The 23,080-nt window shown below is 42.0% G+C and carries 19 protein-coding genes and 2 rRNA genes; all 21 read left to right on the forward strand.

Features of this window, described 5'->3' with window-relative positions; all coding sequences use genetic code 11:
- Positions 1–143: ribosomal RNA gene (locus tag BM056_RS20300) — 23S ribosomal RNA — on the forward strand; the annotation flags it as partial.
- A gap of 87 nt (positions 144–230) precedes the next feature.
- Positions 231–344: ribosomal RNA gene (gene rrf / locus BM056_RS20305) — 5S ribosomal RNA — on the forward strand.
- A 376-nt stretch (positions 345–720) separates the two neighbouring features.
- A complete protein-coding gene (locus BM056_RS20310) occupies positions 721–1,569 on the forward strand; it encodes an amidohydrolase family protein (RefSeq protein ID WP_092473900.1) in 849 nt (282 codons plus the stop codon).
- 31 nt (positions 1,570–1,600) lie between these two features.
- Positions 1,601–2,392 (forward strand): enoyl-CoA hydratase/isomerase family protein, encoded by a 792-nt coding sequence (locus BM056_RS20315; protein ID WP_092473902.1) that lies wholly within the window; start codon positions 1,601–1,603, stop codon positions 2,390–2,392.
- Positions 2,393–2,409: 17 nt separating this feature from the next.
- On the forward strand, positions 2,410–3,156 hold the full coding sequence (locus tag BM056_RS20320; RefSeq protein WP_092473904.1) for an SDR family NAD(P)-dependent oxidoreductase: 747 nt from the start codon (positions 2,410–2,412) through the stop codon (positions 3,154–3,156).
- Positions 3,149–4,930 carry a CoA-transferase gene (locus tag BM056_RS20325; RefSeq protein WP_092473906.1) on the forward strand — a complete coding sequence of 594 codons (1,782 nt, stop codon included), beginning with the start codon at positions 3,149–3,151 and terminating at the stop codon, positions 4,928–4,930. The genes BM056_RS20320 and BM056_RS20325 overlap by 8 nt, the downstream gene beginning before the upstream one ends.
- A 137-nt stretch (positions 4,931–5,067) precedes the next feature.
- Positions 5,068–6,222, forward strand: a complete 1,155-nt coding sequence (locus BM056_RS20330; RefSeq protein ID WP_092473907.1) for a thiolase domain-containing protein — start codon at positions 5,068–5,070, stop codon at positions 6,220–6,222.
- Between the two features lie 5 nt (positions 6,223–6,227).
- The gene (locus BM056_RS20335; RefSeq protein ID WP_092473909.1) at positions 6,228–6,638 is read left to right on the forward strand and encodes a Zn-ribbon domain-containing OB-fold protein; all 411 of its coding nucleotides are present in this window, start codon (positions 6,228–6,230) and stop codon (positions 6,636–6,638) included.
- Positions 6,639–6,898: 260 nt separating this feature from the next.
- On the forward strand, positions 6,899–8,995 hold the full coding sequence (locus BM056_RS20340; RefSeq protein WP_092473911.1) for a sigma-54-dependent Fis family transcriptional regulator: 2,097 nt from the start codon (positions 6,899–6,901) through the stop codon (positions 8,993–8,995).
- A 178-nt stretch (positions 8,996–9,173) separates the two neighbouring features.
- Positions 9,174–10,040: a 3-hydroxyacyl-CoA dehydrogenase family protein gene (locus BM056_RS20345; protein ID WP_092473913.1), complete on the forward strand. Its 867-nt coding sequence runs from the start codon at positions 9,174–9,176 to the stop codon at positions 10,038–10,040.
- A gap of 341 nt (positions 10,041–10,381) precedes the next feature.
- Positions 10,382–11,545 carry an acyl-CoA dehydrogenase family protein gene (locus BM056_RS20350; RefSeq protein ID WP_092473915.1) on the forward strand — a complete coding sequence of 388 codons (1,164 nt, stop codon included), beginning with the start codon at positions 10,382–10,384 and terminating at the stop codon, positions 11,543–11,545.
- A gap of 452 nt (positions 11,546–11,997) precedes the next feature.
- A complete protein-coding gene (locus BM056_RS20355) occupies positions 11,998–12,783 on the forward strand; it encodes an SDR family NAD(P)-dependent oxidoreductase (RefSeq protein WP_092473917.1) in 786 nt (261 codons plus the stop codon).
- 26 nt (positions 12,784–12,809) lie between these two features.
- On the forward strand, positions 12,810–14,444 hold the full coding sequence (gene fadK, locus BM056_RS20360; RefSeq protein WP_092473919.1) for a medium-chain fatty-acid--CoA ligase: 1,635 nt from the start codon (positions 12,810–12,812) through the stop codon (positions 14,442–14,444).
- A 55-nt stretch (positions 14,445–14,499) separates the two neighbouring features.
- A complete protein-coding gene (locus BM056_RS20365; RefSeq protein WP_092473921.1) occupies positions 14,500–15,645 on the forward strand; it encodes an acyl-CoA dehydrogenase family protein in 1,146 nt (381 codons plus the stop codon).
- A gap of 177 nt (positions 15,646–15,822) precedes the next feature.
- Positions 15,823–16,143, forward strand: coding sequence for a CBS domain-containing protein (locus BM056_RS20370; protein ID WP_165613630.1), 321 nt, complete (start codon positions 15,823–15,825; stop codon positions 16,141–16,143).
- Between the two features lie 31 nt (positions 16,144–16,174).
- Positions 16,175–17,626 (forward strand): sigma-54 interaction domain-containing protein, encoded by a 1,452-nt coding sequence (locus BM056_RS20375; protein ID WP_165613631.1) that lies wholly within the window; start codon positions 16,175–16,177, stop codon positions 17,624–17,626.
- 315 nt (positions 17,627–17,941) lie between these two features.
- Complete coding sequence (locus BM056_RS25890; RefSeq protein ID WP_131820803.1) at positions 17,942–18,127, forward strand: hypothetical protein; 186 nt, start codon at positions 17,942–17,944, stop codon at positions 18,125–18,127.
- A gap of 30 nt (positions 18,128–18,157) precedes the next feature.
- Positions 18,158–19,687, forward strand: coding sequence for a sodium:solute symporter family protein (locus tag BM056_RS20380; protein ID WP_092473927.1), 1,530 nt, complete (start codon positions 18,158–18,160; stop codon positions 19,685–19,687).
- A 292-nt stretch (positions 19,688–19,979) separates the two neighbouring features.
- Positions 19,980–21,128 carry a CaiB/BaiF CoA transferase family protein gene (locus BM056_RS20385; protein ID WP_165613632.1) on the forward strand — a complete coding sequence of 383 codons (1,149 nt, stop codon included), beginning with the start codon at positions 19,980–19,982 and terminating at the stop codon, positions 21,126–21,128.
- Positions 21,129–21,269: 141 nt separating this feature from the next.
- Positions 21,270–21,455, forward strand: coding sequence for a hypothetical protein (locus tag BM056_RS20390; protein ID WP_092473931.1), 186 nt, complete (start codon positions 21,270–21,272; stop codon positions 21,453–21,455).
- A gap of 125 nt (positions 21,456–21,580) precedes the next feature.
- On the forward strand, positions 21,581–23,011 hold the full coding sequence (locus tag BM056_RS20395) for a sodium:solute symporter family protein (RefSeq protein WP_165613633.1): 1,431 nt from the start codon (positions 21,581–21,583) through the stop codon (positions 23,009–23,011).
- Positions 23,012–23,080: the final 69 nt, after the last annotated feature.

Here is a 23,080-nt window from a genome sequence, read left to right on the forward strand (position 1 = left end):
AGCGCGAAGCCCCCCTCCAGATAAGGTTTCCCATGGAGTTAATCCAGTAAGACCCCTGGCAGACTACCAGGTAGATAGGCCGGGCGTGTAAGCACAGCAATGTGTTTAGCGGACCGGTACTAATAGGTCGAGGGCTTGACCTTAAATAGGCGACAAGTAGACTACCTAATGCTTTAAAAAATCGCTGTGCATTTTTGAAGGAATACCTTAAAAAGTGTATATATAAGTTTTCCGGTGACCATACCGAAGAGGATACACCCGTTCCCATCCCGAACACGGAAGTTAAGCTCTTCAGGGCCGATGGTACTTGGGCTTGTCCCTGGGAGAGTAGGTCGTTGCCGGACTTAATTTTAAAGAGCTCTTGGAGTTATATCCAAGGGCTCTTTTTGTGCTGTGGTAGTGCATGCTTACGAGGGCATATCAGCTGCGAGCTGGCAATGGGTTTATGTTTTTGCTGTGCTAAACTGTCCAGTGCACGTCAATCCGGACAGCACCGTCCGGTAATCCGGACTGTACTACATATATGATTTTTGAAAAGATGCTTTTTAGGACACCCGTTTATAAAATAAAAACACTCAAAGTTTAACTGCTAAACCATGTACGAACAAGTATGTTACAGTGGTATATGATAAATGCGATTTTTGGGGTTGATATACAGCAGATATGGCATGCCCCTTGCTAGGGTATGAAAAAGAATAAAGTTATTAAAGGAGGATAAATATGACTAAAGTTATTGATTATTGGCACCAGCCATTTACCGCAGAACTCATGAAAAAAGCTTATATTGATGATCCTGAACAGGGTCAGGTAGCTAAATGGTGGGGCCTGGATATTGCAGGCAGAACCCCGGAAGAATTCATTGCGGATATGGACAAGTATGGAGTAGATAAAGTGCTCATCCCCACAGGTAAAATTAAGTCTTACATGAGACAAGTTATGCAATGGGATTTTAAAACCGAAGAAATCTATAATACCATCAAGGACTATCCTACAAGATTATACGGCCTCCATGGAATTAACCATGAAGAGAGAATGGATGGAGTGCGGGAACTGGAAAGGGCTGTAAAAGAATTCGGCTTTGTCGGCGCCCACCTGCACACCTATGGTTTTGGCATACCTGTTAATGATAAAAGATACTTCCCCTTCTATGCCAAATGCGTAGAACTGGATGTTCCTGTGGTAATGCAAATCGGTCACTCTGCGGAAGCAATGCCCAGTGAAATGGGACGCCCCATACTGCTGGATGATATCGCCCTCTTCTTCCCGGAATTGAAGATAGTAGCAGCGCATACCGGTTGGCCGTGGTGTGAAGAACTAATCGCCATGTCCTGGAAACACCCGAATATTTACATTGGTACCACAGCCCATGGCCCCAAATACTGGGATAAAGGCCTGGTAAGCTATCTTAACACCAAACGGGGTATTGGTAAAGTAATGTTTGGCACAGACTTCCCCGTTCTTAATTGGCCAACCTGCTTAAAACAAATCGACGATCTGGGACTGCGCCCGGAAGCAAAAGAGCAGTTATTATACGGAACTGCCAGCAAAGTCTTTAAGTTTACTGATTAATTATTGTTTTTCAGATTTAGGAGGGCCATTTATGAGTGCATTTCAATTATTAACTATAAACATAAAAGACCACATTGCCTGCGTCACTATGGATCGACCTCCAGTAAACGCCTTAAATAATGAATTGGCCAAAGAGTTGACGGCGGCATTTTTAGCCCTAAAAAACGACCCTGAAGTAAGAGCTGTTGTAATCACCAGTGCACGTAAAGTATTTGTAGCCGGCGCCGATATCGCCATGATGAAAGGAATAACCGAAACCAAGGACCTGGGCGAGATGTTGGATTTTGACCGGCGGCTCCAATTTGCGAATTCAACCTTGGAAGACATGACCAAGCCAACCATTGCAGTAATAAATGGTCACGCCATGGGCGGTGGCACAGAGCTGGCGCTTGCCTGCGACTTTCGGTTTATAGCGGAAACAGCAACCATGGGCTTGCCGGAAATAAAACTTGGTTTACTGCCGGGCGCCGGAGGTATTCAAAGGATTGTTCGGCTAATTGGCAGAACGAAATCACTTCGTTTAATGCTGCAAGGAAACGCCCTTTCTGCCCAGGAAGCCTTAAGCCTGGGTTTGGTCGAAGAAATTTGCAGAGCGGAAAACTTAATGGATAGAGCCATGGAATTAGCACGGGACTTGGCCCGGCAGGCACCGGTAGCAGTTGCGGAAATTAAAAGGTGTGTAAACGCGGCTCAGGAAATGGAAAGAGACTCAAGTTTATTATGTGACGTGCGTGGATTAGGAGAGTTATTTGTTACACAAGACGCCAGTGAAGGTCTAAGGGCCTTTCTTGATAAACGGTCGCCAAAGTTCAAAGGCTTATAACCAAAGGAGGAAAACAAATGCGATTAGATGGTACCAATATCATCGTTACCGGGGCAGGTCAGGGTATTGGCAAGGCCATTGCTTTAAAACTTGCATCTTACGGCGCTGATTTAAGTATAGCAGACAAAAACCCGGAAACCTTGCTGACAACCCGTGCAGAAATCGAACAGCTTGGCCGCAAATGTGTAGCGGTTCCTACAGATGTCACGGATTTCGAATCAGTGACAGCGATGGTAAAAGAATTCCAGGAGAATCTGGGTCAGATCAGTGTATTAGTAAATACTGTGGGCTGGGATATCATTGAGCCCTTCTGGAAGAACTCACTGGAATACTGGGATAAAATAATCGACATTAACTATAAATCAGTAGTATATTGCTCACGTGCTGTACTTGACAGCATGATGGAAAACAAGGCCGGAAAGATAATCAACATTGCCAGTGACGCCGGCAGAGGCGGCAGCAGCGGCGAAACTGTATACGCCGGTGCCAAAGGCGGAGTGATAGCCTTCACCAAGTCACTGGCCCGTGAAGTTGCCAAATTTAATATCAAAGTTAACTGTGTTTGCCCTGGTCCCACGGATACCCCATTGTACAGGGGACAACCGCAGAAAATCAGGGAGGCTTTGGAGAGGGCCATTCCGTTAAGACGAGTTGCTTCGCCTGATGATATTGCCGGGGCAGCGCTGTACTTTGCCTCAGACTTAGCAGACTATGTTACAGGTCAGACTATAAGTGTGAGTGGCGGATTGACGATGTATGGCTAAAACCGAAGGTGGTGGTATAGTGTTAAATAGTCATTATGCCCGGATACCTGAGGAAGAGGGGCACAATAAGATTATCCCTATAGAACAAGCTGTTAAAAAGTATATTAAGCCAGGTATGGATTTGCATTTTGTGTTTGCACATTCCAGGGCTCATGCAGTTGCTATGGAAATCGTACGCCAGTTTCAGCAGCAGCCAATGCACTTTACTCTAACAGGGGCCGGTATATTGGAATACGGAATTATGTTGACATGGGCCGGGCTCGTTGACAAGGTTGTTGCGGGTTTTATAGGGGATACCTACCCGGCGCCGGCGCCGAACCGTTTTCTTCAAAGAGCGATTAAAAACGGACAAATAACCTATGAATGTTGGACTAATCTTACGCTAACCTTGGGGCTATTAGCCGGGGCACTGCATATACCCTATATCACTACCAAGTCTTTGCTCGGTAGTGGTTTGCTGCATGATAATCATGATTCCTTTAAGGTGATTACTGATCCTTTCTCGGGTAAGGAAACTGCAGTGGTACGCGCTTTAAACCCCGACCTGGCCATTGTTCATGGGGTTGCGGCAGATGCTTATGGCAATACTGTAATTGGTCCTCCTTTTGGTGAAAATATGTGGGGAGCTTACGCTACCAGGCAGGGAGTTATCGTTACAGTAGAAAAAATTGTTTCCACATCTGAAATCCGTAAATTAAGTAATTATGTAAAAGTTCCCGGGCACTTGGTGAAAAGTGTATCCGTAGTTCCCTTTGGCGCTCATCCTCAGGGTATGTCTGTTGAAGGAATTCCTGCTTTGCAAGACTTTGGTTATAGTGAAGATTATGAAGCTCGCCGCCAGTTTAGGGCGGCAGCTTCAAGCCCGGAAAGTCTTGATGCTTGGATGCAGAAATGGGTGATAAATAATTCGCACGAATCTTATCTGGAAATGATTGGGGATAATAGGCTACAGAAATTACGCGACGCTGCAAAGAACAACGATATTTATGCTGCAGTTGAAATAACGGATATTGATAACGATCAACCTGTAACATCTAATGAATTGTTGATTATTAATGCTGCACGGGTTATTGGTGAAAAAATTGCTTCAGGAGCTTTTTCTTCTCTGTTAGCAGGTATCGGGTCAGCACATTTAGCCAGTTGGTTGGCGAAATATCTCGGTAAAGATGATTCAATGCCATGGGAACTGCTGACTGAAACTGGGTTTTATGGCTATTACCCCAGGTTGGGCGACTCATATATATTTAATTATGCGAATATTCCTACTAGCAAAATGCAAACACATTTTGTTGATGTCCTAGGGTGCCTGGTCAGTAGTGAAGTTGGCCCATGCCTTGGTGTTCTGAGTGCGGCGCAAGTAGATAAGTATGGCAATATCAATTCCACCAAGATTCCAGAGAAAAACCTCTTTTTGACAAGCGGTGGAGGTTCGAATGATGTTGCTTCGGCCGCTGGTGAAGTAGTAATTGTAATTACACATTTACCGAAGCGTTTAGTTGACCAGGTATCTTTTGTTACAGCCAATGGTGACAAGATGCGGACAATTGTTACTGATAGAGCTATCATGCGGCGAAATAGTGCCGGTGAGCCATTTACACTAGTGGGTTGTTTTGTCCCGGAGGACAAAAGCCTAGATACGGTTATAAAAGAGGTGCAAAGCGGGTGCGGTTGGGATTTGGTCGTTAGTAATGATGTAATGGTATTGCCATTACCTTCCAAGGAGGAACTGATTTGTCTACGAGCCTTAGATCCGGAGGGGGATATAAGGAAATAAAATGTTTCCCTGGCCGTGTTGCAAGTTTGACATAGGAGCCCTCGATTTATAATGGGTCGGGTCATAAAAAAATTAAAACTAAAAGGTGCGCAAAAAGAGAAACCGATTGGGCGTGCCTTCTTAAAGGAGGGTATAAAATGCCAAAGGACGTGGCCGTAATTGGAGTGGGGCAAAGTGCCTTTGTCCGCGGCTATCAGGGCTCTATCAGAGAGCTGGCTTTTGAAGCTTTCAGAGAGGCTATGCAGGATGCGGCAATGAGCGTTGCGGATATCGGTGCTTCGGTAGTTTGCTCTGCCCCCGAATATGACAAACAGCGTAGCCCCTCAGGACTTATTGCTGAATATCTAGGTCTTAACCCGCAGCCAACATTTGTTATAGAAAACGTATGTTCATCAAGCACATCCGGCGTAAGGGTGGCTTATTCTCTGATAAAATCCGGGCTGCATGATGTCGTGGCGGTGATTGGCTTCCAAAAGATGTCCGAAATAACTTCGGCAGAATCACAGGAACGTATGGGCCGGGGAGCCGACATTATATGGGAATCACCCTTTGGCACCATGATGCCGGCATACTATGCCATGCATGCTAGAGCCCATTTTACTCAATATGGCAGTACGGAAAAGGATCTGGCCTTAATCAGGGTTAAATCGTCCAAATACGGCGTGCTTAACAACAAGGCAGTTTACCGGAAAGAGGTAGCGCTGGAACAGGCCTTAGATGCAGGTGTGGTTTCCAGCCCTCTGAAAGTATTTGACTGCTGTGCTAATGCCGACGGTGCTTCCTGTGTGATTATGGCCAACGCGGATAAAGCCAAGGGAATATCCAATCAGCCGGTATGGGTAATGGGGTTAGGAGCTGCTACAGCACCGATGAACCTTGCAGGCCGTGATGCACTAAGCGGCCTCAACTGTGCCCGGCTAGCTGCTCAGCAGGCGTACGAGATGGCCGGAGTGAGACCCCGGGATATTGATGTTGCTGAAGTACACGACTGTTTTACCATAGCTGAGCTTATGGCTTATGAAAACCTTGGCTTTGCAGAGCCAGGTAAGGGAGTTGAACTGATCCGTAACGGCGAAACATATATTGACGGCAAGATCCCGGTTAATGTGGATGGGGGGCTGCTTTCTAAAGGACATCCCATTGGTGCAACAGGGGGATCCCAGATACGGACTATTGTTTTGCAACTCCGCGGGGAAGCTGGGGCTATCCAAGTCCCGGGAGCAGAGCTGGGATTGGTGCATAATATCGGTGGTGTTGGTATTTATGGTAACGTTATTATCCTGGGGAGGTAGGAAAAATGGGCTTTGAGCGGTTCGGTAGGAAAAGCTTTACTTCGCAGACCAAGGTAGCAGCATTTATTGACTATCTGGATAAAGGCGAATTGCGGGCCACACAGTGCAAAAAATGTGTCCAAGTTTTTTTCCCGCCCCGGGCCGACTGTCCCCATTGCCTGGGCAGTGAAATGGACTGGGTGAAGATTGAAGGAACCGGGAATTTGATAAGTTTTACCAAGGTTAATTATGGTCCTGCCGGTTTTGAATCTGATGTGCCTTATATACTTGGCCTGGTAGATTACGGTGATATAAAAGCTTTTGGCAGGGTGGCAAGCAATGTGCAGGAGGAAGCCCTGAAAGTCGGCATGCTTATGAAAGCAATGGTTAATAAGCTGCCTGATGGGCAAATAATCTACGAGTTTTTGCCTGAATGATAAAGTGAGTGTTCGGTGATAATACTTCATTCAAAGGAATATTTAATATGATCCAGCAGGGGGCCGTTCGGCCCCCGCTTGTTGTTAATTATAAAAACTTAATTTTAATAACTACATGCTTCAGAGGATTTGACACAATTTTGTCGAAATATTTATACTAATTAGAAATTGGTTATTTACTAGCGAAGTTAAGTGTGGAGAAAACGATCACAATTAGGTAAATGATTAATTAACTCGGTATTCTAGGGGGGTAAAAACGTATGCTACAGTTAAAAGAAATAATGAATACTTCAATTGCTACTATTTCCTCCTTACAAACAATAGGCGAGGCAATTAAGCTTTTTCGAAATAATAAGTTGAATGCTATTTTTGTTGTTGATGATGATGGTATTTTAATTGGAATGCTGACACTTTCAAATTTGTTTGATGCTTTGTTACGAGGGCAAAACCTTGAAGATCCAATTAAAGGTTGTTATATACCAAGGAATAAGGTGGTTTTTTTACCCCAAGATAAACAGTATTCAAATCTTTCACAAATACGGGACTGGTTAATGAACTCCAAGGTGAAGGAAACTCCTGTAATCAACAATGATGGCCGGCCAGTCGGTGTTGTTACTCAGGCAGATGTAATCAAAGCCTTTTTAAAGGAAATGCAGAAACTATACGATCAAATTTACTCTATATTGAAGGTTGTTCCCACTGGAATTTTAGCAGTAAATGATGAAAATTTAATTACAGTATGCAACCAGTTCTCTGAAAATTTATTAGGTATACAATCCACTGAGGTCGTTGGGCAAGATCTAGGAATGATTATCCCGGAAATCAATTTGGACAGTAATAAACCACAAAAGATTAGACGTAATGCCTCCAGCATCTTAGCTACTTCAAGCCCTGTTTCATTAAAACCTATTTGCGGACATATAGTAGTACTGTATGATGCAACTGAAATTGAGCGAATGGCGCAAGAGATTGAGAGTGTTAAAAGACTGCAAAGTACACTGGAAACTGTATTAAACACAGCTTATGAAGGGCTATTGGTTATAAATAATGATGGAAAAATAATTCTTGCCAATCGTTCATTTGAGCAGCTAAGTAAAAAAAGTAGTCAAGACTTAATAGGCCAAAGGGCTTGTACGATAATAAAGCAGTTTGATTCTATTTCAAAAAATCAAAAAGATTATAAAATAGAAGAAATAAATGGACAATCGGCAGTTGTATCGTATATTCCGCTAAAGGGTGCACCGGAGGTGTCCGGAGGTGTCCTGCGTGTTATTTACCGGCATTTGGATCAGCTTCAAGATGTAATGAGGGAATTTGAGAAGCTTAAACATAGTCTGAGCTATTATAAAGACGAATTATTTAAACTAAATGGTACTCGTTATACGTTAGACTCAATTATTACTAAGCGAAACAGTGAAATGACCAAGGTCAAAAGAATAGCATCAAAAGCCGCAGAATGTTTATCAAATGTTTTAATTATTGGTGAAAGTGGCACTGGTAAGGAATTATTTGCTCACGCTATCCACAATGCGAGTAGCCGGTGTAAAGAACCTTTTATCAAAGTAAACTGTGCAGCTATTCCCGCAGAGCTAGCAGAATCAGAGTTGTTTGGTTATGCACCCGGGGCTTTTACCGGAGCAGCAAGACAAGGAAAACCGGGCAAATTTGAATTGGCAAACGGCGGTACAATTTTCTTGGACGAAATTGGAGATATGCCTCTACAGCTGCAGAGTAAGCTTCTAAGAGTTATTCAGGATCGTGAAATCGAAATTGTTGGAGGAACCAATACCATACCGGTAGATATACGAATTATCGCTGCCACAAATAAGGACCTAAGGCTCCTTGTTTATCAAAAACTATTTCGTCAGGACTTGTTCTACCGAATAAATGTGATATATTTACCGATACCACCATTAAGGAAAAGAAAAGAAGACATAGAACCGCTAGTCAACAGTTTTTTGTCAAAGTATAACAGTATATTAAATAAAAACTTTAAAGGTATAACTCCTGATGTACTTGAAGCTTTTAAGCGTTACTCATGGCCCGGAAATATTAGGGAACTTCAAAATGCAATTGAAAGGGCCATAAGCTTGGGAGCAAACAGCTGGCTCACTTGGGCCGACTTCAGTGATGTCTTGGAACAAGAGCAAAATAACACTGAAAGTACGTTGGCTAAAGATAATAATAATATGGAGAAAACAATACTGAAAGAAAGCCTGCAGCAACAGGAATCTGAGTTAATTCGCTGGGCACTAACCGAATGTGCCGGTAACAGAGCAAAGGCTGCTAAGCTGCTAGGTATAAGCCGATCCAGTTTCTATGAGAAAATCAAAAAACATGCTATTGAACTGGACTAGCCTTTTGAAACGCTAGATCGTCTTAAAAGGGGTTAACCAATAGCCTAATCCCCTGTCAATGTACAGGCGCGGTTAGGCTATTTTTATAATTAGGAGCTGGTTTTTTAAGTGGTATGTTCTTTGCTTAATATATTAATAACACTAAAGAATGATAAAGTGAGTGCGAGGAGACGTGATTATGATAGTTGAAGACGTTAAAAAAATATGTGTTATCGGGGCCGGCAATATGGGTCACCAGATTGCTGTGTGTGCTGCTCTGGCAGGGTATCAAGTAAACTGCACTGATATCAGTCAAGATATGTTAAACAAAGCGGAGGGCTTTGCCCGTACATATTTGCCACAGCGGGTTGCCAAGGGAAAATTAACTAAAGATCAAGCTGACCAGGCCATGGCTAATCTTCGTTTTACACAAAATCTAGAGGAAGCTGCCGGAGATGCCGATTTTATTATTGAGGCTGCTGTTGAAAAAATTGCTATTAAACGCCAGCTATTTACTGCTCTGGATGAAATTGCTCCTTCCCATGCGGTATTGGCTACTAACAGTTCCTATATTGTTAGTTCGAAGATTGCTGATGTCACCAAGCGACCGGACAAAGTTTGTAACATGCATTTCTTTAATCCTGCCCTAGTTATGAAACTTGTTGAAGTGGTCCAGGGGCCGCATACTTCGGCAGAAACAGCCCAAATAACCATGGGTTTGTGTAAAAAAATGCGCAAAATAGGTATCTTAATCCAAAAAGAAATCTATGGTTTTGTGGTAAACAGGATATTGACCGCGATCAATCGCGAGGCGCTGTTCCTGACCGATATAGGGGTCGCGAGCCCGGAGGAAATCGACATTGCAGTAACTAATGCCTTAGGACATCCATTGGGACCATTCCGTTTAATGGATCTAACAGGAATTGACCTTGCTTACTATAAGGCCATGGAACGTTACCAGGAAACGCGCGACCCCCAAGACAAGCCTTCGCCGCTGGTAGTTGAAAAATTTACCAAGGGGGAATGGGGCAAAAAAACGAAAAAAGGATTTTATTCTTATGAATAAATAAGTCCATATAAGCTACTGTATGATTCTGCTAAATTATGACTTGAAAAGGGTTAATCGAATACCTTCTGTGTCCATATTCTTGGATAGAATTGTCCGGTTACGTGGACTGCTGGACAATAAGCATCAATTAATAGGCAGTACTTAGTACCTGAACTCCATTTACTGCGAAGTTATTTTTATTGGTGTTCGGCCAAGGTATTGGCATATTAATTGCTAGTTAGTGTTTTCAGAACATTGAAAAATCTTAGAGTTGATAATTTTTTTGTGAAAAGTAAAAATATGCTTGGTGTCCAAAGGGCTTACTAACGTATAACAAATACTGAAAGGGGACTAATTCTATGTTATTGACAGATCAAGAGTTAATGCATTTAAGGTTAAAGACCCGTAAGGTTGTAGAAACTGAGTTGGAAGCATTGGTTCCGGAAATGGAAAAGACTCATGTGTTCCCTGAAAAATTGTGGGACATTTGCCGTGCTAATAATTTATACAGATTGCGCCTTCCCGAAGAGTATGGCGGCATGGGCCTCAATGTTGAACAGTATTTCCAGGTTCTCGAGGAAATCAGCCGCGGGCCCGGTAGCATTAGAATGTACCTGCATAACGTAAACGGTCTCGACTGGCATATCCTTCACGACCATGGTAATGAAGAAATGAAAGCTAAATGGTTACCTATGATGGCCACCGAAGACTACTTTATTACCTTTTCATTAACAGAGCCTGGTTGTGGCTCTGGTGCAGATATTCGCACAACGGCTGTAAAAAAAGGTGATAAGTATGTACTGAATGGCAGAAAAACCTTGATTTCCTTTACAGACATTACAGATGCTTTCTATATTCTAGCCGTAACTGATGAATCCAAAAGAAAAAAAGGCGGTCTTAGCGCGTTTATTGTCGAAGGTGACACCCCTGGCATCCGCGTGGAGCCGATGCCTCATATGATGGGCTGCCGTGGAGCCGGCCACGGACATGTAATTATGGAAAACTGTGAAATCCCTGCGACTAACATTTTGGGTAAAGAGGGTGATGGTCTTGATATCTTCAAGGAGGCGTTGGCTATTTCCCGTGCGTCAATCGGCGTTAACTGCTTAGGTCTTTCTCAGAGATTCCTTGAGCTGGCTATCGCTAGGGCAAAGGATAGAGTTACTTTTGGTAAGCCTTTAATTTCTCGTCAGGCTATTCAGCAAACTATCGCGGATATGGGCACTCATACGCATGCTCTCCGTTGTATGCTATTGGATTGTGCCAGGCAATACGACCGTGGCGAAGATATCGAGATGAAAGCTTCTATGTGTAAACTGTTTGGTATTGACACCGTACGTACAGTTTCCGACTCTTGTTTGGAAATCTTTGGGGGTATTGGCTACTTCGAAGAAAATCCGTATGGCCCCGTAGAAAGGATGTATCGGGATGCTAGGGCCCTATGGTTTGAAGAGGGCCCCCGTACAGTTCAGCGTCTTACTGCTGGCAGGGTTCTCATCGAGAAAAATGGTCTATTTGACTAGTTTGTTAATGAATCGGTTTTCCGGATTGACTCTATAGATAAATAAAAATGTTATTAAAAAAGTCTCCTTTCTTGCTTAACAAGAAGGAGACTTTTTTTTAGCACGGTGAGTTATAAATCGAGTACATTAATCAGAAGCTATGTTTAATTTAATTAGGCATACACAACAAAACAAAGTGTGCATAATAGCGGTTTGAAGGTATGTTTAGTTGTATATGCAAGTTTAACACCAATGTCCAGCAGTCCGGATATCAGGAAAAAACGTCTTGGCATCCGGACTTCTGGACATTTTTTTTCACATAGTGTAACTAGGATTTATTTGTCTAAACGCTAGGTGAATATATTGGCATATTTCTTGCTTTTATATGTTCTAAATAGTCTAAATAGTCAGAGTGGCAAAACATTAATTCTCCCAAGGAAGTTATGCGCAATGTATAAAAGAAGGATGACGGGGTGGGTGGTAGATTGCTTAAGGATAAGTATGCGGTAGTTACCGGCGGTTGCCGGGGTATCGGGCAGGCGATCGTTGAGAGGTTGGTGCGTGAAGGTGCCCGGGTGTGTGTATTGGGGCGGAATAAGGTTTTTAATGAGACGCTGCAGCAATTAGAAAAACAAGGAAAAGTTTTTTTCTACCAGGTAGATGTGGCTAACAGAGTCATGTTGGAGGAAGCCTTTGCCTGGGTGAATACAGAAATTGGGGAGCTCGATATTCTAGTGAATAATGCCGGAATAACAATGCCCGGGGGCTTGGAAAGCCTTGAGGAAGAGCAATGGGATAGGGTTATTAATGTTAATCTAAAAGGAATTTTTTTGTGCAGTCAAATTGCTATAAGGGCTCTCAAAAACAAGGGGGGATCAATTGTTAATATAGCTTCCATGTCGGGAATAGAGCCGTATGCAGGAATGGGAGCATACAGCAGTAGTAAAGCAGGGGTGATCATGCTTACAAGGCAGATGGCCCTTGAATGGGCACAGTATAACGTACGGGTGAATGCCGTTTGTCCGGGTATTATAAGAACACCTCTGAATGAATACCTTCTCGCTGACCCGGAAATCCATGCTGCGCGGTCTGCCCTTATACCTATGAATCGAATAGGTAAGCCTGATGAAATTGCCGGTGTTGTTGCCTTTCTTGTATCTAAAGAAGCATCGTACATGACTGGCCAGGCTGTTCCTGTTGATGGTGGGCTTTTGGGGAGCATTCAGTCACACATAAAAGGTCGCCCGGTAAGTGGTTAAAAGAGCAGTTAAGGGGGAGATAAGGATTGACTTGGGGTAACAAATTTATTGAACTTCGAAGGGATGATTATCGTAAACAAGGGTATTGGGGTGATGCTACTCTAGCCGATTATTGGAGGATGGCGGTATTAAGTTCCCCGGAAAAGGTAGCGGTAATAGATCTGCAGGGAACCAGCTATACTTACGCTGAACTTGATGAAGCTGCTGGCAGGGTAGCAGCTTTTCTTAAAGAGGCAGGGGTGGGGCCAGGTGATTTTGTATCTTTCCAATTACCCGGTTGGGCTGAATTTACCGTAGTTTATGTGGCCTGTTTGAAAGCAGGGGCAGTCGCTAACCCTGTACTGCCAAATTATCGTATCGAAGAATTGTCGTATATCTTAAATAAATGTGAGTCAAAGGTACTGTTTATCCCGGCTGAGTTTAGAAATTTTGACTATCCGGCCATGGTCCGTTCGCTGGCGCCCGAAATCCCCAGCCTGAGGGAAGTGGTTATAGTCGAAAAAGAAAAAAAGGTTAATGTGGGTATTACTTTAGGCAGGGTGATAAAAGAATTCTCCCCGCTGGCCGGTAATGTTTTGCGGGGCGCAGATGATCTGGCAGCTGTTTTGTTTACTTCCGGCACAGAGGGATTTCCGAAAGGCGTGATGTTTACCCATAATAACATAATTGCCTCTGAAAAAGCTTTTGCCGCCAGGTTAAATTTCACCTGTTTTGACGTTATGTTAATGCCCGCACCTGTGGGCCATGCCACCGGTTTTCACCACGGTGTGACTATGCCATTTATGTTTGGTGCTAAAAGTGTCATTCAAGATATATTTAAACCGGATCAAAGCCTTAATCTAATTGAGAATGAAAGATGTACCTGCAGCATGGGGGCTACACCTTTTGTCTACGATATACTGCGTGAATTAAAACAAAACAAATACGATATCTCTTCACTTCGACTTTTTGTTTGCGCCGGGGCTCCGATACCCAGGCATATGGTTGAAGAAGCTTCAAAAGTAGGTTTTAAAATATTAAGCGGTTACGGTTCCACTGAGAGCGTACCGCATGCCTTTGTACGCCCGGACGACCCCCCGGAGAGAACTATTAATACGGATGGTATAGCCGTGCCCAGTGTAGAAATGCGGGTAGTTGATGAATCGCGGCGCCCGGTCCCGGCAGGGGTTGAGGGAGAGGAGGCGTCCCGTGGGCCAAACGTCTTCGTAGGCTACCTTAAGGAACCGGAATTGACAGCACGCTTTTTGGATGATGAAGGATGGTTCTACAGCAGTGACCTGTGCACCATGGATGATGACGGATATATAAGGATCACGGGCAGAAAGAAAGACATTATCATCCGTGGTGGCGAGAATATCAGCAGCAGCGAAGTTGAAGATATTTTGCTGCAGCATCCCAAAATACGCGAGGCGGGTGTTGTGGCCATGCCTGACGAAAGGCTTGGTGAGCGGTCTTGTGCCTACATAGTACCTCATAAAGTTGATGAAACATTAACATTAAAAGAAGTGACAGCGTTTTTTAGCGAGAAGAATGTAGCCAAATTTAAGTACCCTGAGCGTTTAGAACTGGTGGATAGCCTTCCACGGACCGCCTCGGGTAAAATTCAAAAGTTTATCTTGCGTGAGGATGTTAAGGGCAAGCTACAACAGGAAAATAAGTAAAATATTTGAGCTGTGATTACAGGAAAAATAAATTAGTAAAAAGGAGAGATATGACATGTTTGAACTTACTGAAGAACAATTAATGATTCAAAACACGGTAAGAAAAATAGCAACTGAAAAAATTATGCCCCGGGCACAAGAAATAGATCATGCAGATGAGTTTCCCATGGATATTGCCGAGGTGCTTTATGAAAATAATATTTTAGGGATGGCAATGCCGGAAGAATACGGTGGGATACAGGCCGATGCCTTGACCATGTCCCTGGTGATTGAGGAAGCTGCCCGGGGGCTAACATGCATTGGACCAATGCTTCTGTCTACAAACTCAGTAATCCGGACTATTGACATAATGGGTACCGAAGAACAAAAACATCGCTTCTTTTCACGGCTCAATGAGGGCCCCAAGCTTGGTGCTTTTTGCTTGACCGAGCCCAATGCCGGATCAGATGCCCACTCACTAAAAACTTACGCCAAGAAAGTTGAGGGTGGGTATGTGCTTAATGGACAAAAGTGTTTCATTACTCTGGCTATTGTGGCGGATTTATACCTTGTTTTTGCTAAAACTAACCAAGATCGTGAAATCTCGTGCTTTGTAGTAGAGAAGGAAACCGAAGGCCTTAGTTTTGGTAAAGTGGAAAAGAAAATGGGGCTCCATGGTTCGATTACGGCTGATATGTTTTTAGAAAATGCATTTGTGCCTGAGGAAAACCGGCTGGGTAAAGAAGGGGACGGTTGGTATATACTAAATTTCGTGGTCAATAGTATGCGTGCTTGGGGTGCCGCGTCTTTTGCCTTGGGGAATGCTCAGGCTGCTCTGGATTATGCTGTACAATACGCCAAGCAAAGAGAACAGTTTGGTAAACCGATTATCGAATTTCAGGCCATTCAATTCATGATTGCGGATATGGCCATTCTTATAGAAGCAGCCAGATGTCTGGTCCGCATGACCAATGCCCGGGTGGACCTGGAAGGTGGAAAGATAACCCGGGAGACACTAGCTATGGTGGCTAAAGCCAAATGTTTTGCTGCAGATGTAGGGATGAAAGTAACCACTGATGCCGTACAAATCTGCGGGGGTAATGGATATATGCAGGAATATCCGGTGGAGCGGATGATGCGGGATGCCAAAGCCATACAAATCCTTGACGGTTCCAACGAGATACAACGCTTTATTATTGGAAGAAACTTAGCTAAGAATTAATAAAAATAGAAGAGGATTATGTAGTATTATTCAGTCAGCTACTCTTCCTGGTGGCTGGCTTTTTTATACAACTATCCCAGGGGAACCCTTTGATATTTAGCCAAAATGAGGTTTGACAATCATCTGGTGTTTGGGGTTACTTACTGTGGGAGTGATAACATGTACGCAAAGGAGATAATGCAGCATACTACGGTCTCACTTAGGCTTGATAACACAGCTAGAAATGCAATTGATATTTTTAGAAAAAATAAGTCAAATGGGATTCCTGTGGTTAATGAAAATAATCAGTTATTAGGTATTTTTACACGTTCAAATCTTTATGATAACCTGGTAAAGGGAAAAAATCTTGAACATAAAATCAAAGACTGCATATATCAAGATAATGTTATTTATTTTCAAGCGGACAAACATTTTGACTCTTTGCATCAAATGCTTAAATGGTTGCGTACTTCGTCTATACACCATTGTAAGTTCTGTTCCCATATTAAACCAAAGTAAAGTTGAGAGTGTAATTTTTATCATTCATGACATGACTGAAGTTGAGAAAATGTCTGAGGAGCTTAATAGTACAAAACAATTACAATCAACTCTTCAAACAGTTCTTGATCTGGCATACGACGGTATTGTAGTGTTAGATCCTAATGGCGTTATTATGTTAGCTAATCAAGCATTCTCTGACTTAATAGGAAAATCGCTAATGGAACTCTTATATAAACCGATTGCTTCGGTGGTAGAAGACCAGGTAATTTGCCGCCTTGCCCGGGAGTTAAATAAAACTGAAGCCTGCTATGTTGCTGATCATCCCGCAATAGTTTCTGTTGTGCCAATGAAATATGGTGATAAAGTTCAAGGCAGTGTCATGAAAATCACAGTTAGTCAATTGGATCAATTGCGAGAAGTAATTTTACAGCTTGATGACCTTAAGAACCAGCTTGATTATTATAAAAACCAGCTGCATCAGTACAACGGAACCAGGTACGATTTTGATAGTATTATCACGCAAGACGAAAACCTGCTTAAGTTAAAAGCAGAATGTAGACAAGCAGCTCATGGGATTTCTAATATTCTAATTTTGGGCGAAAGCGGCACCGGCAAAGAACTCTTCGCCCATGCTATACATAATGCCAGCCCAAGGTCCAGGGAACCTTTTGTGAAGGTAAATTGCGCCGCCATTCCATCTGATTTAGCTGAGTCAGAGCTTTTTGGTTATGAACCTGGTGCTTTTACAGGTGCTGGACGTCAAGGCAAGCCGGGAAAATTCGAACTGGCTAATGGCGGCACGATATTTCTTGATGAAATTGGAGATATGCCTTTAATTTTACAAGGTAAATTATTACGTACTATTCAGGATCGTGAGGTTGAACGGGTAGGAGGAACGAGAACCAGAACAGTTGATGTTAGAATTATTGCCGCTACTAACAACAATTTGATTGACTTGGTGCAGCAAGGTAGTTTTCGAAAGGATTTATATTACCGCCTTAACGTAGTGACGTTTACTATTCCTCCGCTAAGGTTAAGAAGGGATGATATTGCTCTCTTGGTAGATCACTTTATTCAAAAATTTAATAATTTTATGGGGCGAAATATTAGTGGTTTAACAACCACAGCTGCTGAATTGCTTAAAAAGTATGCTTGGCCTGGCAATGTTCGAGAATTGGAAAATGTAATTGAGAGGGTAATGAATCTTATTTCAAAGGAAAAACAGCGGTTGGATAAAAACGACTTTTCGATGTTATTGGCCCCGGAATCTAGTGTGGAATTTAATGTGGAGCCCAATGTAAAATCTAATATATTATCTAATGAAACAATAAATAAGAATAACCGTTCCAAAGATTACCGGACTGCAATGGTTGAAACTGAAAAACAGGTTATTATAGAAGCTCTGGAACTAGCTTCTGGTAATAAAGCTCTTGCCGCCCGAAAATTGGGGCTTAGCCGTTCCACACTATATGAAAAATTACGAAAATATGGTTTTGGATAGAAGATGTGTGCGCAACAGCATACAGGTGTTCGAATGAACGTACACATAATGTCGAGTATATCGGACAAATAAAATAGGAGATACGAATTTTCAAAAAATTCCCGCGTATTAAGCGGGCTTTTTATTTGGCATTACTTTTGCATCTAGTAATATTGTCTAACTAATTAGAACAATCAAATAAGTGAGATTATAAAAAAAATTGTGCCATTTATATTTAGAAATTCCCTACAATTAACATAAACCGTTTACATAATATTTGGCAATAAAGTATTAATTCCCATGAAAAAATTTAGCATGAAAGGGGGTTTGACTAAAATGGAAGTTAGAGGTCTTAATTTAGTATTAGTTTTAATAGCGGTAATTGCAATCGGTTTGTCTTTTATTTCTATTGCACTCCCAAGTGGTACTTTCCCCAATAGCTCTCCCGGAATCCTTTATTGGAACATTCCTTGTGCCTTAATATCATTTAGTATAGCTATGTATTTTTGTTTTAAGAAGTAACGAATAAAAAATTAGAAAGGTGAGATAAAAGTGGGTTTTGCAATAGCTATGGCAGTTTTTTTGGCTGCTAATATTCTATTAGGCTTTATTTCTCAGAGAATAGGATTTGCGGATAGCGCAGATTATTACCTGGCTGGGAAAGGTGTTAATTTAACCCTGCAAGGTTTAACTACTTTTGCTACTATATCTAGTGGATTTACGATGATGGGTGCAGTAGGATCTATATACGGCCATGGATTAGCTTTTCTTTGGTTGGGTTGGATTTGGTCTACAATATATACTTTATGGTGGGTTTTTTATCAGCCTAGAGTGTGGTTTTTTAGCAGACAGGTGCCCATTCAAACTATCGGTGATTTGGCACGAGATTATTTTCAATTTAAAGATATACAAACATATATTGTTGGAATAATTTCAGTCCTGGCTCAAATTGGTTATATTGTTGCTCAGCTAATGGCTGTAGGGTTATTATTTAATGTACTTTCCGGTATATCAGTTACCGCTGGCGTTCTCATTTCCCTGGTTGTTGTTATAGCATATACCTATATTGGAGGATTAAGAGCGGTAATTTGGACTGATGCATTACAATGTGCTATTTTTTTAATTGTAGCCATAGGATCCTTTGCTCTATTTTTGCCATTGGCTACACAGGCTGGTTTTCCCGGTGTCTTGCTTAATATGCCGGAACATTTAACACTACCAGGAGCACTTGGCACCTGGACACCAGTATATGCTATAACTTACGCTTTTGCCTGGGGCATGTGTTACATGGGTCTACCTATGTTTTTTACCAGGGCTATAACACCCAGGTCAGAAAGGGATTGTCGTAGAGGTGTGGGTATTGGTAACGGTCTTACCAACATAGTTTGTTGGTTCTTAATGCCCATAGTGGGTTTGTTGCTGCTGGTGATTTACCCGGCAATGAATGTATCATTAGATATGGTACCAGCAACTGCCATATTTCAAACATTCCCGTGGTTAGGAATAGTGTATGGAGTAGCCGTTGCCGCAGCTTGCCTGAGCACTGCAAATTCAGCTTTAATAGCTACCAGTAATGTATTCTATAAAGATTTTTATGAACGGATTAGAAGACATAACATTACCCAAGAAGAAGAAGTAAAGTTTAGTAGAATATTTGTTTTAGTAGTTGGGGGCATTTGTGCAGTTGCGGCTGCTCTTCAGCCTGACTCTATTGTGTCTCTCGTAGGGATATCCGCATTTTTAGCCGGGATACTATTTTGGTGCTTTATCGCACCCCCATGCTTCCATAAATTAGCTTGGGTAACCCCAACAGCATCAATAATAGCGGCTATTGTAGGTACAATTTTTGCCTCCATATTTGTTTTGGGAAAAGTGCCTGCTCCTTTTGGTGTGCATGGAGCGGTAGCGGGGTGGTTAATAACTATGGTCCTCTTATTCGTAATAAGTCCGCTTACAAAGAAGGTTCCAATGAATTCACAGCAAAGGTACCATGCCCAGTATATACCACAGTACTTCAAACATGTTGCGGATAATGCCAAAGAACATCCCCAAACAGTTGGAGAAAGCCAAGTTAGCGTATAAAGAAGAATTAAATTCACGGGTATGTACGGAATTTCACTCGTGTGTCTGACTGGGCAGACGCTTTGTGTGCGGTATTTCGGACATATAAAATAGGTGTCTTTAAATTCCCGCTTATTAAGCGGGTTTTTTTATTTGGTAACACTTTTGCAACCGATATTTTTTATTGCCACCAAACATTTACCGCGTTACGAGCTTGAGTTGTCTGACTAATTATTATTTTCAGATTTGCTGGTGACTACAGCAAATATATTGCGGCTATTTTAGAACAAGCTTATATCAAAGGAGTGTTATTTTGTTACCACTTGAAAATTTTAAAGTATTAGATTTATCCAGTTATTTTCCAGCCCCCTTTAGCGCAATGATGTTAGGTGATTTGGGTGCCGAGGTTATTAAAATTGAGCGCACTGGAAATGGTGATGCGCAGCGGATACTAGAAACGGCAACTTTTATATCAGCAAATCAAGGTAAAAAAAGCGTCACTATTAATCTTAAAGAAAAAGCAGGAAGAGATATTCTGTACTCTCTAGCTAGCAAAAGTGATGTGTTAATTCATAACTACCTGCCATCACGGGCTGTTAAGCTCGGGGTTAATTATGAGAAAATTCGGGCTGCCAATCCATCAATTATTTATTGCAGCATTAACGGTTATGGCTCATCCACCGGGGTGGGTGATAAACCATTACATAATGTAAACGCCATGGCCGCTGCTGGTACCTTAGCTTTAAGTGGTGAGTTGGATGGGCTGCCCTCTGAGCCCGGCGTTTGGATTGCCGATTTGGCGGCGTCTATGTATGCTGTGGTCGCTATTTTATCAGCATTGATGTTGCGCTATAAGACTGGGGTTGGACGCCAGATCGATGTTGCAATGGTTGATACCACACTGGCCTGGGTTAGCCCATCGATTATACAGTATTTTTTAACAAAAGCCGGCAAAGAGAAGAAATTGTTTAGTTATGGCGGTTATGGGGTGTTTAAAGCCAAAGATGGCTATTTTACTCTAGCTGCTCTGGAAAATAAAAAGTGGTCTCGTCTTTGTGAGCTTTTAGGTTTTAGGGAATGGCTGACGGATTCGATTGTTAATTCTATAGAGTGGCGCAAAGAAAACTGTCGTTTAATTAATAAACGTATAAATGATGTTCTGGCAACGAAAGAAATTGAATACTGGCTTGAACTTTTTTATAAAAATGAAATTACAGCCGAACCGGTTTCAGAAATTTTGGATTTAGTGCAGAATCCATATTTTTTAGAACGGGGTGTCATCCGCGAGATGCAAGTGGCCTCTCAATTAAACTATTATGTTCCTTTTCCCGTGAAGATGAATGATGTGGAGTTTTCCCGTATGTGTAAGGTGCCTAACCCTGGCGAGCACACAGAAGATATTTTAGGTTCGATTTTAACCACGGATCAAATTCAAAAGTTAAAAGCGAAAGGTGTGATTTAAATAATTGTGTTAAATATTATCTAATCGTTATAAACAGTCAAATATTTTTGTCTGTAGAAATAATTGAACCGATTTAAAATATTTTAATTCAATCTGTCTGGTTTTTACGTAGTTGAGAATTGCCATAAGGAGGTGAATATAATGGAGGTTCGAGGACGCAATTTATTATTAATTCTAATAGCTACAATTGCAATCGGGTTGCTTTTTGTCCCTATTGCGCTGCCTAGTGGTACTTTTCCCAATAGCAGTCCGGGAATTATGATGTGGAATATTCCTTGTATGTTTCTATCGTTTGGCATAGCCATGTATTTTTGTTTTAAAAAGTAGAGAACAAAATGAAAGGTGAGAGGAAATTGGCTTTCATAATAGCTATGATATGTTATTTATCCATTAACGTATTGCTAGGTTATATTTCATACAGAAGGGGATTTAAAAATAGCGCTGACTATTATATGGCTGGAAAAGGTGTTAATTCAATACTCCAAGGTTTAACTAATTTTGCCGCTACGTCGAGCTCATTTACCATGATGGGTGCAGTGGGGTTTGTCTACGGCCACGGATTATCTTTTCTTTGGCTAGGTTGGATTTGGACAAGTATATATATATTGTGGTGGGTTTTTTATGCGCCCAGAGTATGGTTCTTTAGCAGACAGGTACCCATTCAAACTATTGGTGATTTGGCACAGGATTATTTTAATTTTAAAAATACACAAAGATATATTATTGGAATAATTTCAGTGCTGGCTCAAATTGGTTATATCGTTGCCCAACTGATGGCAGTAGGATTGCTATTTAATGTTCTCTCTGGGATATCGGTTACGACTGGCGTTCTAATTGCCCTGACCGTCGTTGTGGCATATACATTTATTGGGGGTCTGAGGGCATTAATTTGGACTGATGCATTTCAAGGTAGTTTATTTTTCATTGTAGCCATAGGTACTTTCGCTCTATTTACGCCATTGGCAGTGCAAGCTGGTTTTCCCGGCACCTTGTTTAATACGCCAGAACACATAACATTCCCAGGCAGTCTTGGTACTTGGACACCAGTATATGCTATAACTTACGCTTTTGCATGGGGTATGTGTTTTGTTGGTTTGCCCATGTTTTTTACCAGGGCCATCACTCCCAAGTCAGAAAGGGACTGTCGCAAAGGTGTGGGTATTGGTAATGCTCTTACCAACCTTACCGCCTGGTTCTTGATGCCCATGGTGGGTTTGATGTTGTTTGTTATTTACCCGGCAATGGATGTGAAATTAGATTTGGTACCGGCAACTGCTATATTTAAAACATTTCCCTGGTTAGGGGTAATTTACGGAGTATCTGTTGCCGCTGCGAGTATTAGCACTGCCAATTCAGCCTTAATAGCAACCAGTAATGTGTTCTATAAGGATTTTTATGAACGGATTATAAAAAGAGCTATAACCCCGGAAGAAGAGGTAAAATTTAGTAGGGTATTTGTCTTAGTAGTAGGAGGTATATGTGCATTTGCAGCCGCTCTGCAGCCTGACTCTATTGTGGCTCTCGTGGGAATATCCGCGTTTTTAGCTGGTATACTGTTTTGGTGCTTTATTGCACCCCCATGTTTCCCCAAATTAGCTTGGATAACCCCAATAGCATCAATAATTGCAGCTGTTGTAGGCACAGTTTTTGCGAGCTTATTTGTTTTAGGAGGAGTATCTGCCCCATTCGGTGTGCATGGAGCTGTAGCTGGATGGTTAATTGCCATAATATTGCTATATGTGCTAAGTCCACTCACTAAGAAGGTTCCAGCGGAATCACAGCAAAGGTACCATTTGCAATATATTACAGAGTATTTTCAGCATGTTGAAGATAATGCAAAAGAGCAAACCAACAAAATTGGTAAAAGCCAGGTCAGTTTATAAATTATAGTGTCATAGCATTCTTATGATATGGAAAGCAGGTCATATGAAGGTTAAAAAACCCTTTTAGGA

Source organism: Desulfotruncus arcticus DSM 17038 (assembly GCF_900113335.1).
Taxonomy (GTDB): domain Bacteria; phylum Bacillota; class Desulfotomaculia; order Desulfotomaculales; family Desulfallaceae; genus Desulfotruncus; species Desulfotruncus arcticus.